The organism is Gelria sp. Kuro-4, from assembly GCF_019668485.1.
Classification (GTDB): Bacteria; Bacillota; DTU030; order DUMP01; family DUMP01; genus DUMP01.
This window is the reverse complement of the sequence record NZ_AP024619.1, coordinates 575,892-592,202: the sequence shown is the minus strand read 5'-3', so window position 1 is coordinate 592,202 and position 16,311 is coordinate 575,892. Positions and strand designations below refer to the sequence as shown.

Annotated in this window: 15 protein-coding genes; 3 read left to right on the top strand and 12 right to left on the bottom strand. The window is 65.2% G+C overall.

The window, feature by feature from the left end; translation table 11 throughout:
• Nucleotides 1-8: 8 nt before the first annotated feature.
• The 10 genes from K5554_RS03100 to K5554_RS03055 all read right to left on the bottom strand — a co-directional run bounded on the left by K5554_RS03100 (nt 9) and on the right by K5554_RS03055 (nt 9,616).
• Nucleotides 9-938, bottom strand: coding sequence for a nucleoside hydrolase (locus K5554_RS03100; protein ID WP_255565484.1), 930 nt, complete (start codon nt 936-938; stop codon nt 9-11).
• The gene (locus K5554_RS03095) at nt 935-1,882 is read right to left on the bottom strand and encodes an ABC transporter permease (protein WP_221039687.1); all 948 of its coding nucleotides are present in this window, start codon (nt 1,880-1,882) and stop codon (nt 935-937) included. Before K5554_RS03095 ends, K5554_RS03100 begins: the two co-directional genes overlap by 4 nt.
• Nucleotides 1,858-2,979, bottom strand: a complete 1,122-nt coding sequence (locus K5554_RS03090) for an ABC transporter permease (RefSeq protein WP_221039686.1) — start codon at nt 2,977-2,979, stop codon at nt 1,858-1,860. The genes K5554_RS03095 and K5554_RS03090 overlap by 25 nt, the downstream gene beginning before the upstream one ends.
• Entirely contained in the window at nt 2,972-4,519 is a 1,548-nt protein-coding gene (locus tag K5554_RS03085) for an ABC transporter ATP-binding protein (protein ID WP_221039685.1), read from the bottom strand. Before K5554_RS03085 ends, K5554_RS03090 begins: the two co-directional genes overlap by 8 nt.
• A 34-nt stretch (nt 4,520-4,553) precedes the next feature.
• Nucleotides 4,554-5,624: a BMP family protein gene (locus tag K5554_RS03080; protein WP_370636960.1), complete on the bottom strand. Its 1,071-nt coding sequence runs from the start codon at nt 5,622-5,624 to the stop codon at nt 4,554-4,556.
• A 91-nt stretch (nt 5,625-5,715) separates the two neighbouring features.
• The gene (gene rbsK, locus K5554_RS03075) at nt 5,716-6,633 is read right to left on the bottom strand and encodes a ribokinase (protein ID WP_221039683.1); all 918 of its coding nucleotides are present in this window, start codon (nt 6,631-6,633) and stop codon (nt 5,716-5,718) included.
• The gene (locus K5554_RS03070) at nt 6,630-7,631 is read right to left on the bottom strand and encodes a LacI family DNA-binding transcriptional regulator (RefSeq protein WP_221039682.1); all 1,002 of its coding nucleotides are present in this window, start codon (nt 7,629-7,631) and stop codon (nt 6,630-6,632) included. The genes rbsK and K5554_RS03070 overlap by 4 nt, the downstream gene beginning before the upstream one ends.
• Nucleotides 7,632-7,893: 262 nt before the next feature.
• Complete coding sequence (locus tag K5554_RS03065) at nt 7,894-8,160, bottom strand: type II toxin-antitoxin system HicA family toxin (protein ID WP_221039681.1); 267 nt, start codon at nt 8,158-8,160, stop codon at nt 7,894-7,896.
• Complete coding sequence (locus K5554_RS03060) at nt 8,157-8,387, bottom strand: type II toxin-antitoxin system HicB family antitoxin (protein WP_255565482.1); 231 nt, start codon at nt 8,385-8,387, stop codon at nt 8,157-8,159. The genes K5554_RS03065 and K5554_RS03060 overlap by 4 nt, the downstream gene beginning before the upstream one ends.
• A gap of 173 nt (nt 8,388-8,560) precedes the next feature.
• A complete protein-coding gene (locus tag K5554_RS03055; protein WP_221039679.1) occupies nt 8,561-9,616 on the bottom strand; it encodes a BMP family protein in 1,056 nt (351 codons plus the stop codon).
• Between the two features lie 439 nt (nt 9,617-10,055).
• Between K5554_RS03055 and K5554_RS03050 the strand changes: the two genes are divergently transcribed.
• From K5554_RS03050 to K5554_RS03040, 3 genes are read left to right on the top strand one after another with little or no spacing between them, the layout of a single operon-like run.
• A complete protein-coding gene (locus K5554_RS03050) occupies nt 10,056-10,559 on the top strand; it encodes an RNA polymerase sigma factor (RefSeq protein ID WP_221039678.1) in 504 nt (167 codons plus the stop codon).
• 1 nt (nt 10,560) lies between these two features.
• Nucleotides 10,561-11,535, top strand: coding sequence for a zf-HC2 domain-containing protein (locus K5554_RS03045; protein ID WP_221039677.1), 975 nt, complete (start codon nt 10,561-10,563; stop codon nt 11,533-11,535).
• A complete protein-coding gene (locus K5554_RS03040; RefSeq protein ID WP_221039676.1) occupies nt 11,532-12,638 on the top strand; it encodes a hypothetical protein in 1,107 nt (368 codons plus the stop codon). The genes K5554_RS03045 and K5554_RS03040 overlap by 4 nt, the downstream gene beginning before the upstream one ends.
• Before the next feature lie 98 nt (nt 12,639-12,736).
• Here the strand turns inward: K5554_RS03040 and K5554_RS03035 are convergent, their stop codons facing one another.
• Nucleotides 12,737-14,710: a diguanylate cyclase gene (locus tag K5554_RS03035; protein ID WP_221039675.1), complete on the bottom strand. Its 1,974-nt coding sequence runs from the start codon at nt 14,708-14,710 to the stop codon at nt 12,737-12,739.
• A 2-nt stretch (nt 14,711-14,712) separates the two neighbouring features.
• The gene (locus tag K5554_RS03030) at nt 14,713-16,299 is read right to left on the bottom strand and encodes a GH3 auxin-responsive promoter family protein (RefSeq protein ID WP_221039674.1); all 1,587 of its coding nucleotides are present in this window, start codon (nt 16,297-16,299) and stop codon (nt 14,713-14,715) included.
• Nucleotides 16,300-16,311 lie beyond the last annotated feature (12 nt).

The following is a 16,311-nucleotide window of genomic DNA, read 5'->3' as shown; positions in this document are numbered from 1 at the left end:
GGATCACCCTACCGGTACCGCGCCAGGGCAGTGAGGACGATGTCCCAGAAGCGTTCGCGGTCGAGCTTGATCGCCACCTGCGCGTTGGGGGCGTGGCCCGTAAGGCCGTAAAAATCACACACCGTGCGGCCGTAATCGAGGTCGCTCTTCGTATCCACATCCACATACGCCGGCCGCGTCGTGAAAACGTCCGGGTCGATGAGCTTGGCGACGGTGCAGGGGTCGTGTACCGGCGGGGCTTCCATGCCGTACACCTTGTGGTAGGTGGAAGCAAAGAAAACGAGGAGCTCCGCCGTAAGGTCCCCCACCCGCGTCCCCAGGGCGCGCACGCGCGCCAGCACGTCGGGCGTGGCCGTGGCCTGGTGCGTAAGGTCGAGGCCCACCATGGTAAGGGGCGCGCCGGCATGGAACACCACCCGCGCCGCCTCCGGGTCGGCAAAGATGTTGAACTCCGCCGCCGGCGTCACATTGCCCAGGCCGTAGGCGCCGCCCATGAGGATGATCTCCTTAACCTTGCCCGCCACCTCCGGCCGCCGGATGAAGGCGGCCGCAATGTTGGTGAGCGGACCCGTCGGTACCAAGGTGATCTCACCCGGCGCGTCCTCCAGTGCCCGGATGATGAAGTCGACGGCGTGTTCCTCCTCCACGGCCACAGCGGGCGCAGGGAAGGCCGGGCCGTCCAGCCCGGACTCGCCGTGGATGTTGGGGGCGATGACTTGGTCGCGCACCAGCGGCCGGGCCAGGCCAGCGTAAATGGGCGTCTTAATGCCGGCCACGGTGGCTACGCGTCGGGCATTCAGGGTTGTCTTTTCCAAGGTCTGGTTACCGGCTACGGTGGTGATGCCGACCAGCTCCAGCTCGGGGCTGGCCGCCGCCAAGAGCAGGGCGATGGCGTCGTCGTGGCCCGGGTCCACATCCAGGATGATCTTGCGTTTCACTCTGGGTCAGCCTCCTCGGTAGCACTGGGTAGCCTGAGGTGTCGCGGCTGGGCGGCCAGGTGCGAGACGATGATCAGCACGGCCACCGTAACCACGTAGGGGATCATGAGCACAAACTGGGAGGGAAAACCGAGGGTCTGCAGGCGCATGGAGAAAGCTTCGGCCAGGCCGAAGATGAGGGCGGCCACCATGGTTCCCACCGGCGTGCCGCGCCCGAAGTAGATGGCCGCCAGGGCGATGAAGCCGCGGCCCGAGACCATGTTCTCAACGAACATCCTCAGCTGCGCCAGCGAGAGATACGCCCCGGCCAGGCCGGAGAAGGCGCCGCTTAGGAGCACGGCGAGAAACTGTACCCGCGCCGGGTCCACCCCCACCGAGCGGGCCGCCTCGGCGTGCTCGCCCACCGCCCGGATCCGAAGTCCGGTAGGGGTACGGTAGAGGAAGTAGTGAACGGCAATGACGAGCAGGAAGGCCACGTACACGAGGAGCGAATGGCCGCTGAGCAGCGGCCCCAGCACCGGGATTTTATCGATGCCCGGCAGGGTGAGGGACGGCACCCCGACGATGCGCGGGTCTGAAAGGGAGCCGCGGGTACGGAAGATGGAACGCAGCAGGTACATGGTGAAGGCCCCGGCAAAAAGGTTGAGCCCCATGCCCGCCACGATGATGTTGCAGCGGTAGCGCACGCCGAAGAGGCCGAAGACCACCGCGGAGACGAGCCCCACACCCACCGCCGCGAGCAGCGCCAGCCACACCGAGCCGGTCATGTAGCTCACGAACACCCCCGCCCAGGCGCCGAAGAGCATCATGCCCTCCATGCCGATGTTCAGGATGTTGGCCTGCATGGTGAAGAGCCCGCCCAGGCCGGCCAGGAGGATGGGTACCGCGATGCGGATGCCAGCCACCAAAAGGCCCAGGTTCAGGATGCTTGCGAGGAATCCCACTGCCCGCCACCCCCTTTCCCAGCCTTGCCCGGCAGGATATGCCAGCGCCGGAGCTTCTCCCGGAAGGCCTCGCTGGACTGGGCGAAGGTAAAGAGCCCCTCCGCGGTGACAAAGAAGATGATCACCGCTACCAGCGAGTTGAGGAGTTCCTTGGGCACCGCCGTGGTGCGGTCCATGTAGGCGGCGCCGGTTTGCAGGGCGCCATAAAAGAGGCCGGCCAGGAGAATCCCCAGCGGGTGGTTGCGCGCCAGGAGCGCCACCATGATCCCATCGAAGCCGTAGCCCGGGGAAAAACCGTCCAGGAAGCGGTGGAGAATCCCCATCACCTGCGCCGCCCCCGCCAGGCCGCCGATGGCGCCGCTTAAGAGCATGGCCCGGATCATGGTGCGCGGTACATCCACGCCGGCGTATTCGGCAAAGCTGGGGTTAAGCCCCGCCATGCGGATGTCGTAGCCTAGACTCGTGCGCCTGAGGAGCCAGTGGAGGAAGACGGCCACCAGGACGGCCAGGAAAAGCCCGGCGTGCACGCGCGAGGGGGGAAGAAAACGCGGCAGGTAGGCGCTGGGATGGATGGCCGGCGTCTGCTGGGTACCGGCAGTGAGATCTTTGAAGGGGACGGCCACCAGGTACGAGGTGAAGAGAATGGCCACGTAGTTGAGGAGGATGGTGGTCACCGTTTCATCCGCTTTGTAGCGGGCCTTGGCCCAGCCGGGGATGAACGCCCAGGCCGCACCCACCAGCATAGCCCCCAGCAGGGTCAGCGGGACATGAAGGACGGCCGGCGGCGCGACCTCGTAGCCCACCAGGAAGGCCGCGAACGCCCCCAGGTAAAGCGATCCCTCCACCCCGACGTTAAAGACGCCGCTCGAGAAGGCCACCGCCGTGCCCAAGGCCGCAAGCGTCACGGGAATGGAGCGCTCCAAGGTCTCGGCGATGCGGTAGAAGTTGCCGAAAGCGCCGAAGGCCATCTGCCCGTACGCCTCCAGCGGGTTCTGGTGGGAAAGGAGGATGATGAACGCCCCGATGGCGAGTGCCGTGAGAACAGCGAGGAAGGGGCGCAGCAGGTTGCGTAGGAGAAAATCGCTCAGTTTACGCACTCCGAGCCCCTCCTTTCTCGCCCAGGTGCATGCGCCGCGCCCCGGACATGTAAAGGCCGATCTCCTCTTCCGTGGTGGCCGCCGGGGCAAGCTCGGCGGTGAATTCGCCTTCGTACATCACCAGGATGCGGTCGCTCAGGGAAAGGACCTCCTGCAGGTCGGCTGAGACCAGGAGCACCGCCGCCCCTCTATCCCGCTTCTTCACCAGGCACTTGTGAATGAATTCGATGGCGCCGATGTCGACGCCGCGCGTCGGCTGGGAGACCAGGAGCACGTCGGCCTGGGTGCTGAACTCCCGGGCCACCACCAGCTTCTGCGCGTTGCCGCCGGAAAGGGAGCCGGCGGGATCATGGATGCTGCCGACTTTGATCCCGTATTCCTTAACCAGCTCCTCTGTAAACGCCGCCGCTTTCCGCCAGTCGATGACACCCCGGCGGGCGAAGGGTGGGCCGTAGTGCAGGCCCGCCACCATGTTTTCCAGAATGGAAGCCGGGCCGCAGAGGCCACGGCGGAAACGGTCCTCCGGGATGTGGGCCACGCCGGCGCGCCGGATGGCCGCCACCGGCAGGCCCTTCAGAGAGCGGCCGTCCTTTAGGACCTCGCCTCTTTCGATGGGGCTCAGGCCGCTCAGGGCCTCGATGAGCTCCGTTTGCCCATTGCCCTGCACACCGGCGATCCCCAGGATTTCACCCCGCCGCAGGGCGAAGGAGACGCCGCGCACCGCCGGCAGTCCCCGCCGGTCGGCCACCCAGAGGTCTTTGACCTCCAGGGCGACCTCCCGCGGCCGCGCCGCCTCTTTCTCCACCCTGAGCAGCACCGGGCGCCCGACCATGAGGCGGGCGAGCTCCGCTTCGCTCGTGCCCTCGCCGGGGACATTGCCGACCACTCGGCCAGCGCGCATGATGGTAATGGTGTCCGAGATGGTCAGCACTTCCTTGAGCTTGTGCGAAATAAAGATAATGGTTTTACCCCGGCCCGCCATATTCCTTAAGACCTGGAATAGTTCGTCCGTCTCCTGGGGTGTCAGCACTGCCGTGGGCTCGTCCAGGATGAGGAGCTCGGCGCCCTCGGAGAGGGCCTTTATGATCTCCACGCGCTGCTGCAACCCCACCGACAGGTCGCGTACCCGGGCGTCCGGGTCCACTGCCAGCCCGTAACGGGTCGAGATCTCCTGGACCAGCCGGCGCGCCGCCCCCCGGTCCAGGCTGAGGCCCCGCGTGGGCTCGTGGCCTAAGACGACGTTTTCCGCCACCGTAAGGGAGGGCACCAGCATGAAGTGCTGGTGCACCATCCCGATGCCGAGCGCCATGGCTTGCTGGGGGCTCGCTATCTCCACCGGGTGACCGGCGTAGTAGATGGATCCGGCATCGCGTTTTTCGAGACCGAAAAGTATCTTCATCAGGGTCGTCTTGCCGGCGCCGTTTTCCCCCACCAGGGCGTGGATGCTGCCCCGGCGGACGGTAAGGTTTACGCCGCGGTTCGCCTGCACGGGGCCAAATCTTTTGGCAATGCCCTCCAGACGAACCAACTCTTCCTGCACTTTGCGTCACCCCCTGTGGCTCAGCGCTCTGTACTTACTGCCCTACCTTAAAGTTGGCGTAGTGCTCCACCTTGATCTCGCCCGTGGCGACCTTATCGGTGATCTCGGCCAGTTTCTGCCGCACGTCCTGCGGAATCTTGTCGCCCATGACCTTCATGTCGGTAAGGCCCACGCCCTGGTTGTGGAGGCCGTACTCGAAGTGGCCGGCCTTCCACCGGCCTTCCTTGGCCAGCTTCACCTGGTCGAAGACGGCGTTGTCCACGCGCTTGAGCATGCTGGAGAGGATGTGGCCGGGATAAATGCCGTCCTGATCCGAGTCCACGCCGATGGCGTACCTGCCGGCGTCTTTAGCCGCTTCCAGGATGCCTACGCCGGTGCCGCTGGCCACGTTCATTACAATGTCGGCGCCCTGGTTGTACTGGGCCAGGGTGAGCTCTTTGCCTTTCGCCGGGTCGTTGAAGGAGCCGGCGAAAGACGAGAGCACCTTGACCTCAGGGTCGATATACTTGGCACCCTGCTCGTAGCCGGTGAGGAAGTCGTGCAGCACGGCGATGTCGGAGCCGCCCACCCAGCCGATGATCTTTTCCTTGTTCATGCCGGGAAGCTCGGTATGGGTGGTCATCATGGCCGCCAGCGCCCCTGCCAGGAAGGAGCCTTCGTTTTGGGCGAAGGTGATGGAGGCGATGTTGTCGCCCGGCACCACGTCATCGATATAGACGAACTTCACCTCAGGGTACTTGGGAGCCACGTTGGTCACGGCGTCGTGCATCTGCGAGGCCGCCGCCACCACCACATCATAACCGTCCTGCGCCGCCGCCTCCAGGTTGGGCTCCCAGTCGGCGCTGTTTACGGACTGGATCACCTTGATCTCGGCACCCAGCTCTTTCTGGACGCGCTCCATGCCGGCCATGCCGGAGTCAAAGAACGACTTGTCCCCCAGGTTGCCGGAGATCACGTACGCCACGCGGAACTTCTTCTCCTTACCCTGGTCGGCCGCCGGGCCCTGGTCTCGGCCGCCTTGGCCTGCACCGCCGCAGCCGGCCAGGGTGAGGCTTACCGCCAGCGCCAACGCGAGAACCGGCGCCGTGAGCTTCCACTTTTTCAGCACGCAATACCCCTCCCAAGTTTTCAGTTCGCATCTCCTGCCGAAAGAAGGAACCTGACAGCAATCTTTCTTTTACTGCCCATCGGGTGCCCTACGCGCCCCGGGCGGCCAGGAACGCCTCCACCTCCTTTCGGTAAGGAAGTGAAGACTGGGCACCGGCCTTCGTCACCGTCAGGGCGCCCACAGCGTTTGCGAAGGAGAGGGCGCGGTACACATCGCCGTGCTCGAGCCAGGCCACGGCGAAGGCGGCGCCGAAGGCATCCCCGGCGGCGGTGGTGTCCACCACCTTCACCGGAAAAGCGGGCATGTGCTCAAAACGGTTGCCGCAGGCAAAGAGGACCCCCTCGCCCCCGAGCTTAAGGAGCACCTGGCGCGCCCCCTGGCTGATGAGCTTGGCGGCCGCGAGCTTAGCACTCCTGAGGTCCGTAATCGGCTGCCGGCTGAGGGCGGCAGCCTCATGTTCGTTCGGCGTCAGGAAATCCACCAGCCGGAAAAGTTCAGGCGGGAGCGGCTGCGCCGGCGCCGGGTCCAGGACGACGGTGACACCCTGCTCGCGGGCCACCCGGGCCGCTTCCACCACCGTGGGGAGGGGGGTTTCGAGCTGCAGCAGCAGCACCCGGGCCTGCCCGATGAGCCCGGCCTGCGCCCGGACATCGGCCGGCATAAGGCGCGCGTTGGCACCGGGCGAAACGATGATCTGGTTGTCGCCGGCGGCATCCAGGGTGATAAAGGCCACCCCTGAGGAGACCCCTTTTTCCACCTGCACCGCCTCTGTGCCCACGCCCGCCGCCGCCAGGTTGGCGATGAGGGTGCTCCCGAACGGGTCGTCCCCCACCTTACCCACCATGTGCACCTGACCGCCCAGGCGGGCGGCGGCGATGGCCTGATTGGCCCCCTTGCCGCCGCCGACAAAGCGCACGTCGGAACCGAGGACCGTCTCACCGGTGCGCGGGCGCCGGCGCACCGTAACCACCAAATCCATGTTCAAGCTACCCACGACAGCAATCACTGTGTCTGCCCCTCTCCCTGAGATGATGCCCGCACGACCAGTGTCGGCTTGAAGAGCTTTTTTTGCACCGGCAGCTCCCGGCGGGCGATGCGCTCCAGCACCACCTCGCAGGCGGTGAGACCGATCAGGTAGGACGGCTGCTCCACGGAGGTGAGCGCCGGTTTGGCCAGGCGAGCGAAGACGATGTTGTCGTAGCCCACCACTGCTATATCCTCAGGCACCCGGCAGCCCGCCGCCAGGATAACTTCAAGGGCGCCCAGGGCCATGAGGTCGTTGGCGGCAAAGAGCGCGTCGGGCCGGGTGCGGCCCAGGATCTCCGCCATGGCCCGGCGCCCGGATTCAAATTTGAAGTCCCCGTGGGCGGTAAGCGTGTCCTCCGGAACCAGCCCCGCCTCCTTGTGGGCCAGGCGGTAGCCGCGCTCGCGTTCTTCTGACGTCATCAGCCCCGCCGGGCCGGAGATGAAGGCTATGCGCCGGCGCCCCAGGGAAATGAGGTGGCGCGTGGCCAGATAGCCGCCCAAGAAGTCGTCGCCGGCCACCACGTCCCCCGCCACGCCCACCGGGGGGCGGTCCACCCAAACCACCGGCAGGACCTGCGCAAACTCCTGCACATGGTCGGCGCGCGGTGCAGCCGAGACGTACACCAGCCCGTCCACGCATTTTTCGCGCAGCATGGCAAGATACATGGCCTCGGTATCGGGGTTGTTGTCGGTGTTGCAGAGGATCACCAGATAGCCCTGGGCCGTGGCCGCATCCTCCACCCCACGGGCCAGCATAGGGAAGTAGGGGTTGGTGATGTCGGGAAGGATGAGGCCGATGGTGCGCGTGTTGCCGCGCACCATGCTGCGGGCCACGCCGTTGGGAACGTAGTGCAGCTTGCGGATGGCGGCGATCACGCGCTGGTAGGTTTCTGCTTTGACGTAACCGCTGCGGTTGAGGACCCGTGACACCGTGGCCACGGAAACCCCCGCTTCACGGGCCACCTCGCGTATGCCCATCTTCCGGCCCCCTCCGGCTGCTCGAAGAATGTGTAACCCGTTACATACCAATGTGAAAACGGTTCCATGTATTCCAAGAGTGATTTCGCCTCAGCTTGATAATCTCCTGCTATCCTTGTCGGGTTGTAAAAAAAATTTTTCAGGGGCTCGAGGGAATTCTTTCCTGTCCTCGGCTCAGGAGCACTAGAGCCAGAAACTTATGGAAACAGTAAAAAAACAGCCTGCTTCGCGTGAAGCAGGCCCAACCTCATAACCGGAACCGCTACTGCTCTTGTTCTGCACGGGTCCTGCCTTTCTTGGCTCTGAAGATTTCCCTGAGCTCGTCGACGCTGAGTTCTGCCTGATCTAAGATGGTCTTCAATGTCTTTGGCGTTAAGGTTTCTCCTGCATGCACCGGTACAGTGACCAACCGTCCGCCGCCTCGACGACGTAAGTAATGGTGACTACCCTCAATGTGATCCACCTGAAAGTCCAACCTTTTCAGCGCTCGCAAAACATCCTTTCCTGTCACCCTGGGCAGCCGGGTCATAAACTTACCTCAACTTCCCCGAACACCATCCGCGGATCGTGTTTCGGGACACTCTCGCCATGCAACTTCATCGCTTTCAGGTAGCCCGTGATGGCCTCACGCACCCGTTCCAGTGATTCTTCCACCGTACGTCCTTGCGTCACGCAACCCGGCAAAGCTGGGACTGTGACTGTATACGCACCAACTTCTTCATCCCACTCTAGAATGACCTTAAACCTTCGCAACACCGAGCAACCCTCCCTCAGCCGTTCCATCTAGGCTTTAGTATTCCCCTCTATGCCGAACAGTTCCTGCAAGAGCGAAGCAGGAAGCTTGCCTGAGCTTCCTGCTTCGATTCTACCGGAGCATGGTTAAAACGTTAAGATTCCAGTCCCAGCTTTTGCACTATCACTGGGGTGCCCTACTTCTTAAGGCCGGCGTAGTGGTCCACCTTGATCTCGCCCTGGGCGATCTTATCCGTGATCTCCGTAAGCTTTTGGCGGACGTCGGCCGGGATCTTGTCGCCCATCACCTTCATCTCGGTAAGAGCGACGCCGCCGTTTTTGAGGCCGTACTCAAACTGGCCCGCCTGCCACGTACCTTCCTTGGCCAGCTTCACCTGGTCGTAGACGGCGTTGTCCACCCGCTTGAGCAGGCTGGTCAGGATGTGGCCCGGGTAGATGCCGTCCTGGTCGGAGTCGACGCCGATGGCGTACTTGCCCGCGTCCTTGGCCGCCTCCAGGATCCCCAGTCCGGTACCGCCGGCCACGTTCATAACGATGTCGGCGCCCTGGTTGTACTGGGCCAGGGTGAGCTCCTTCCCCTTGGCCGGATCGCTGAAGGAGCCGGCGAAGGCGGAGAGCACCTTAACCTCGGGGTCGATGTACTTGGCGCCCTGCTCGTACCCGGTGAGGAAGTCGCGCAGGATGGCCATGTCCATGCCGCCCACCCAGCCGACCACCTTTTCTTCGTTCATGCCGGCAAGCTCGGTGTGCGTGGTCATCAGGGCCGCCAGCGCCCCGGCCAGGAAGGAACCCTCGTTCTGGGCGAAGGTGATGGAGGCGATGTTGTCACCCTGGATCACGTCGTCCAGGTACACGAACTTCACCTCAGGGAACTTGGGCGCCACGTTGGCCATGGCGTCGTGGAGCGGCGAGCCGCCGGCCACCACCAGGTCGAAGCCCTGCTCCGCCGCCGCCTGCAGATTCGGCTCCCAGTCGGCGCTGTTGGCCGACTGCATCACCTTGACCTCGATGCCCAGGTCCTTCTGGGCGCGCTCCAGGCCGGCCATACCGGAGTCGAGGAACGACTTGTCACCCAGGTTACCGGAGGTGACGTACGCCACACGGAACTTTTTGCCCCCTCCCTGGTCCTGCCCGGCCGCCGGGCTCCCATCCTTGGGCGCGGCGCAGCCGGCCACCAGGCCGAGCACCAAAAGCAGCACGGCGGCCGATGTAAGTACCCGTTTTGCCCGCACTTTGTGTAGCCTCCCCTTACCTGTACGTTCTCGGAGGTAAGCGTCAGGCATTTCGCCGGTGCTGGGTGCCGATAGAAAGGAACATCTGCCCGCGGAACACGCAGGCACGGCATTTGTTCCTTCGCCTTACGCCGGGCGCAATACCTGACTCCCTGGACGGCCTGCGGCCCTCCGTTTGTTGGATTCGCCGCCGGCGCCAAAATTCCTGCCTGCAGTGCCGAACATTTCGCCTGCTGGTTTTTGCTGCGTTCGGAAAGGGCGGGGCTGCTTCTCCGGCCCGCCCAGGCCGCGCCCGCCGGAGACCACGAAGATGATCTCAACTCCAGGCTGCCGGTGATAATTTTTTACCGCCGGTGTAACCTTTCGGCCGCCCGCTGCGTCTGTAACAGCGGAAGCTGTCGCCGGCCGGCCCAGCGCCCCGCAAGGAAGGAAGATCGCCGTGGACCCCGACTTTTCCGTTCTCTACCGTCGCTACAAAAACGCTATCTACGGCTACCTTTACTACCTCTCGGGCGACCGGGGCGCAGCCGAGGACCTGTGTCAGGACGTCTTCCTGAAGGTCTATCTGAACTTGACGCGCTTTGCAGGCCGGTCCAGCTTCAAAACCTGGCTCTACCGCATCGCGCACAACACCTACCTGGATTTTGCCCGCACGCGGCGGGAGACGCTGCCCCTCGACGCCGACGCGGGTGGAGAACTCCCCGCGCCGCTGCCCGGCCCGGAGGAGGCGGCCTTAAACGCCGAACGCAGGGAAAGAATCCGCGCCGCCCTGCAGCGCCTCCCGGCCGACTACCGCACGCTCCTTGTCCTGCGCGAGCTTCAGTACCTCACCTACAAGGAGATCAGTCAGGTGACCGGGCAGGAACCGACCAGCGTCAAGGTGGGTCTCTACCGGGCGCGGCGTGAGTTTCGGTGCGTGTATCGCGCATTGGAGAGTGAGTGAAATGACCTGTGAGTACAAGAAACAGCTTCGCGATTATCTGGAAGAGAAGCTGCCGCCTGAGGCGGCGGCCGCCCTGGAGGCGCACCTGGCAAGCTGTCCCGAGTGCCAGGCCGAGCTCGATCGGCTGGCGGAAGGAGAAGCCGCACTTAACCTGCTCCGCGAGCCGCTGGAAGTACCGGACGAGGTGGTCGTGGGCCGAATCAAGGCCCGGCGGGCCGGCCTTAGGCGCATCACCGTGTACGGCGTGCTGGGTTTTCTCCTGGGCCTTTTCTCCCGCTTTTACACCCGCGACCACTTCATCGTAACCAAGGCCCTCATGGCCCTGCCCTACAAGCTGGCCCAGTTCGGGCTGGAACCCTTTTTCAAGAAGAACGTCCTGCCCCCCTGGCGCTGGCTCCCCCAGGGCGTGAGCGGCGGTATGGGCTTCTTCCCGTACAACCCCCTCCTGGATTTTCTGGCTGCCCTCTTTACGCCGGCGCTGGTGGCGGCCTTCGGCGCCATGGTAATCGGTTACCTGGTGAGCGACCGCCGGGTGTTCCTGCGGCGGGGCGTGGTGCGCTTCCTGGCCGGGGCGGCCGTCGTCTTCCTCCTGTGGACGGGCGTGCTGGGCGCGCTCTACGCGCAGACCGAAGCCCGCATCGCCCGCCTGAACGGGATCCGGGAGATCACGGTTTGGGCGGTGGAGGAAGGCGGCGGCGCGCGGTGGCTGGCGCGGCTGGACCGCGACGCCTTCCGGCAGCCCCCCTATGACCAGCTTCTGGCCGGGCTGCAGGCTGCCAGGCCGGCGGGGCCGCAGGCCTACCCGGAGGGCCGGGCGGGGTTGGAACTCATGCTCAGCTTCGCCGGCGGCGGTCGCATCCCTGCCCACGTGGACCCGGAAACCCGGAAGATGGTGCTGTTCAACGGCACCGGCTACCAACTCTCCCCGGAGACCATAGCTCTCCTGGGGAAGCCCGGCGAGGTGAAGGCAAAATGAGGCAAAACACAAGTCTCAAGCGCGATAAACTTCTGGCGGTCGCGGCGGCCGCTCTCCTCGGCTACTACCTGGGGCTCTCCCTGCTGCACGCGCCCCTCTGGCAGTTGCTCCTCGGCCTGCTGCCCCCCATCAACAACCGCCACCTGCCCACCCACTATCCGGGGCTGATCGGCGCGGCGCTGCTCGGCGCGGCCGCCTACCTTCTCTTCACCGCCGGGGTGGAGCGGAAGCCCTTCCGCACTGCGCGGCGGCAGTACGCGGCCGGGCTCACCCTGCTCGTCGCTCTGCCGCTCCTTATCGCCGGGGCCTTTCGCCTGCAGGCGGCCGGCTACGTGGCTGCAGCCGAGCGCACGGTGCCGACGGACATCCACGTGACCCTCTCCCCGCGCACGCCCGGGAGTCAGATCATGTTCCGTACGAGCCCTGATACAGCCACCGGAGTGCCGAAGAGCGCCAGCGTACCCGCCGCCGACCTTCCGCGCTGGGGAGAGCTGATCCGGGAGCTCAAGCTACAGGAGGTGGTGGGCCGGGAAAAGGCGCTGCCCGAACCGCGCCTCACCCTCTGGGTGAATTACCACGTGCAGGGTCGCTGGTACTCCAAGATCCTGAACTATCACCAGGGCATCTTCGAGGAAGAAGCGGCGGGAGAGCGCTGGGCGCGTTACGTGAACGAGGAACTCGCCCGCGCCCTGGAGGACCTGATCAAGGGCGCGGGCGACCTCAGCCGCTACAGCAGCGCGCAGGTCTACAACACCCGCACCAAAGTGGAAGGAGCGGAACCGGGTCGCATTCAAGGCGCCGCCTTCACGGCGCTGGTGCAGGCCGTGCAGGCCGCCCGCACCGTGGACCCGGCCCCCGCTGTGGCCGCCCGTTTTGCGGGCTGGCTGCGCAGCGGCGTCCCGGAGGGTGAAACCCGCGCCTGGGCCGTGCTCTTTCTCACCGCGCCCGACACCTCGCCCACGACCCGCACCCGCCGGTCCCAGGGGAGCACTTTCCTCGTCTACGATGCGCCCACGAAGATCTTCTACTTCGAGGGCCGCTACTACCAGGCCGACCTATCCCCCTTCCTCACCTTGCCCACCGGGAAAAAGCCTGCCGGGTAGATGTTCATGCCGCCCATGGCCTACCAGAGCCTTGGGCCTCCCTCGTCGGGCGGCCGCAGGCAGCATTTCCCCTCTTCGACCAGGAACCCCCGGCGCCGCTACGGTGCCGGGGCTTCGCTGCTCCACGCCGCCGTCTCCACCGGCGGCTCGGGCGGCTCGGCCGGCCGCCGGTCCGTCTCGCCGTAAACCCCAATCTGGTTGCGGCCGGCGTGCTTGGCCCGGTAAAGGGCCTGGTCGGCCGAAGCCAGGAGCTGCCGGCGGCTGCGCCCCTGCGCTGGGCAGGCAGCCACGCCCAGGCTCACGGTAAGGAGGTGGCTCGCGCCGCCCGCACCGGGAAAGCGGGCCTGGACGGCGCTTTTAATCCGTTCGGCCACCACGCGCGCCTGACACGCGTCCGCCCCGGGCAGAATCACGGCGAATTCGTCGCCACCGTAGCGCGCCGCCACGTCGGTGGGGCGAACGGCGCTCAGGATGGCCGCGCCTACGCGCGCCAGCGCTTCGTCCCCGGCCAGGTGGCCGTAAATATCGTTGTAGGCCTTGAAAAGGTCGAGGTCCATGAAGATGAGGCTGAACCCGCGCCCGGTGCGCTCGTAGCCGATAATCTCTTTATCCAGGAAATCCTGAAAGTAGCGGTGGTTGTACAGCCCCGTGAGCTCGTCGCGCACCGCCTGGGCACGTACCTCCCCGTACATGCGGGCGTTGTGGATGGCCACCGCCGCCTCGTTGGCCAGGGTAAGGAGCAGCTCCCGGTCGTCATCGCTGTACGGGTCCCCGGAAGCCTTCCGGGAAAGGACGAAAAGGCCGGTGATGTCGTTTTGCAGCTTGATGCCCACCAGCACCTGCGTCCCCAGCTCCAGGAGGGTTTCTCTTTCCCGCTGCCACAGCCCCCGAAACTCCGGCAGCATCTCGATCTCCTGCCAGGTAAGGTACGGCTCCGGCTCTTGGGCCAGCCAGCGCACCAGGGGGCTTGTTCGCTCCAGCCAGAGGCCGGCGGCCGCGCACCGGGCGCTCCCGCAGCTGGCGTGGGGGTAAAAGTTTCCCTCCGCCTGCGGCAGGAGCAACACCCCGCCTTCGATCTGCAAAGCCTGGGCGGTGAGCTCCAGGGTGGAATGGACCAACCGGTCGAGGTCGAGGATAGAGGTCATGAGGTGGCTGAAATCCTTTAAAGTCTGGCGGTAAGTGTAAACCGGCCCGAAAAAGGCGCGGTCGGTCCAGGCGCGCAGCGTTTCCTTGACCGGCTCAAAGAGGAAGGCGATGAGCCCCGCCATGAAGGGAACGGCGAGCACGGCTGCCGAAGCAGTCCCTACCCTCACCACCTGTTTGAGCAGGAAGAAAAGGGCAAAGTACACCCCCGTGATGAGGAACACCAGCAGCGCGTAGATGAAGCCCCGGCGCAGGGTGATGGTCACGTTGAGCAGGCGGTAGCGGTAGATGGCATAGGCCAAGAGGAAGGCATTCAGGGTGTTGGCCGCGATGTCCACAGGAAAGCGGCCGACGGCGGGGGCCAGGTTGAGCAGGCTGCCGCCCAGGATGAGGAGCGACCCCAGGGAGGGGTAGAGCAGCCGGTTGGCCCTGAAAGCCGCCGGATCGCGCCGGCCCGCACGCGCCAACAGGAAGGCCGCGGCCACCAGGTACCCTCCGCCCGCCGCCGCCAGAACGGGCGCGGCCGGCCCCAGGATATAGACGAACCCCCCTTGCGTGATGTACGCGTCGGCAACGATCAAGCCTGACGCATTGGCCACGTTAAGGAGGGCAAAAAGGAGGTACCCCAGCGCAACGCTCGCGCTCGTCCCCGCGCGTTCCAGAACCTCCCGGCTGAAGTGGTAGAACACGAACGGTACCCCGATGGTCCCGCAGACCATCAGCCGGTTCCAGAAAAGCGGGCCGGGAAAGAGGCCGGTGCGCATGAGAAAGGAGCTCAAACTCCAGATCAGCATCAAGAACAGGTACCAGATGAAAACCCGGGCCACGCGCGAGCGCGGGCTGCTGAGCGCCAAGAGGAGGAGGGCGCAGTAAGAGAGAAAGGCAATGAAAGGAACAGCCAGGGTGAGGTCGGTTAAGCCCGCGCTCATGCTCACACCTCCCGGGCGGGGCCGTTTTCCTGCGCCGCCGCGATCTGCTCGAGGACGGCGGCGGGAGGATGCAGGCGAGAGGCATGGGCCTCTTTCTCCCGCACCCGGCTCAGGTTACCCACCGGCAGCGGCACCACGCGGAGGGCGTGGTAGCCCAGCATGTCCTCCAGGTCGCGGAAGTCCGAATCCACGGCGCGCAGGGCGGTATGGATCCGAGCGCTGATCTCCGGGGCCGGCACCTCCCCGGGCAGTTCCAGGTACAGTTCCACCACCGGGTGGTTCCCGGCGTACACCTTGCGGGCGAGCCAGTTTCCCTGGGCGACGCCGGCCTGCCGCAGGGCTTCCCAAACGGTCCTTTCCGTAATGCGGGTAAAACTGGCCAGGTCCAGGAAGTCCTCCACCCGGTCTTCGTACACGATCTGCGGCAGGTTGATCCCCAGCCGCTCATTGCGCCGGCTGAGGGCCTTGATCATGTCGCCCACCCGGTAGCGCACGAAAACGCCGCCGCGCAGGTTGGTCACCACCAGCTCATAGCGCCGACCCGGCTCGAGGTCGGGAAGCAGCACCGTCGCCGGCTCGTAGCCGGGGTCGGCCAGGGACCGGACGTGCTCCTCCTCGGGAATGAACTCCCAGAAGTTGGCGTCAGGGAAAAGGACCATCCCTTCATAATCCCAGGTCTGGGTGGCGGCGATGCCGATCTCCGTTCCCCCGTAGATTTCCAGGGGTTTACGCCCCCAGTAGTGCGCGATCCGTTCTTTGTAAAAGGTGGTGTCGGTGCCCGCACAGATGATGCCCTTGAGGGTCCAAACATCCCGCGGCAGCATGGGGCGCTTCCTCAGGCGGCTGCGCAGGAGCCCCCGGGCCAGCCTGAGGCCCGCCGCAGCGCCGAGGCGGCGTGAGCTGCCGGCAAGGCCTTCCCCGCCTTCAAAACGCTCCCCGATGCGCACCAGCACGCTGGAGAGCCCAAAGAAAAGGTCAATGCCGCGGTCGAGTCCCAGCCGGAAGCCTGCGGCGTTCTGCTCCTCGAAGCTCATCCTTTCCGCCTGCGCCGAAGGCGGCAGGTACTCAAAAGGGAACTCATCCTTGAGGCCGTAGGGCACCATGCCGGTAAGGTACGGCGGCGGGGCCATGGCATAAAGGAAATGGGCGTTTTCCCGGAGCCAGAAGTCTCCCTTACTGTTGGTAAGAGAGAAGATCACCGCCGCCAGAAAGTTTTTGGTGTGCGTTTCAAACCAGGCCGGCGGGTAGGGCGCCCACTTACGCTCGTATTCCCCCGCCTTGCCGGAAGTACATACCCAGCACCGCGGCCGGGCGGGAAGCACATCCTCCCGTTTCTCCTCCAGGTAGGGCAGGTAGTCTTCATAGCGGGTAAGGGGCACGGCCCGGCGAAAGTCCGCCACCTTCGGCGGCGCCTGGGCGCCCAGAAGCCGGCGCCCCAGCGGGGAGGCGGCAAGGAGCTCGAGCTGTTCCGCCAGCAGCCGCTCCTGTACCCCCATGAAGTCGCCCAGCGACAGGTCGATGAAGCCGCAGTACTTCAACCAGGCGTCGCTTTTGCGGCCTTCGCGGAGAAGCGTTACGAGTTTTGCCAAGGCCCACTACCC

What these genes read in the sequence shown, in the direction of transcription:
- K5554_RS03070 (WP_221039682.1), bottom strand. Translation starts at nt 7,631, where the DNA reads ATGGGCATACGCGAGGTGGCCCGTGAAGCGGGGGTTTCCGTGGCCACG.
- K5554_RS03065 (WP_221039681.1), bottom strand. Translation starts at nt 8,160, where the DNA reads ATGACCCGGCTGCCCAGGGTGACAGGAAAGGATGTTTTGCGAGCGCTG.
- K5554_RS03045 (WP_221039677.1), top strand. Translation starts at nt 10,561, where the DNA reads ATGACCTGTGAGTACAAGAAACAGCTTCGCGATTATCTGGAAGAGAAG.
- K5554_RS03040 (WP_221039676.1), top strand. Translation starts at nt 11,532, where the DNA reads ATGAGGCAAAACACAAGTCTCAAGCGCGATAAACTTCTGGCGGTCGCG.
- K5554_RS03035 (WP_221039675.1), bottom strand. Translation starts at nt 14,710, where the DNA reads ATGAGCGCGGGCTTAACCGACCTCACCCTGGCTGTTCCTTTCATTGCC.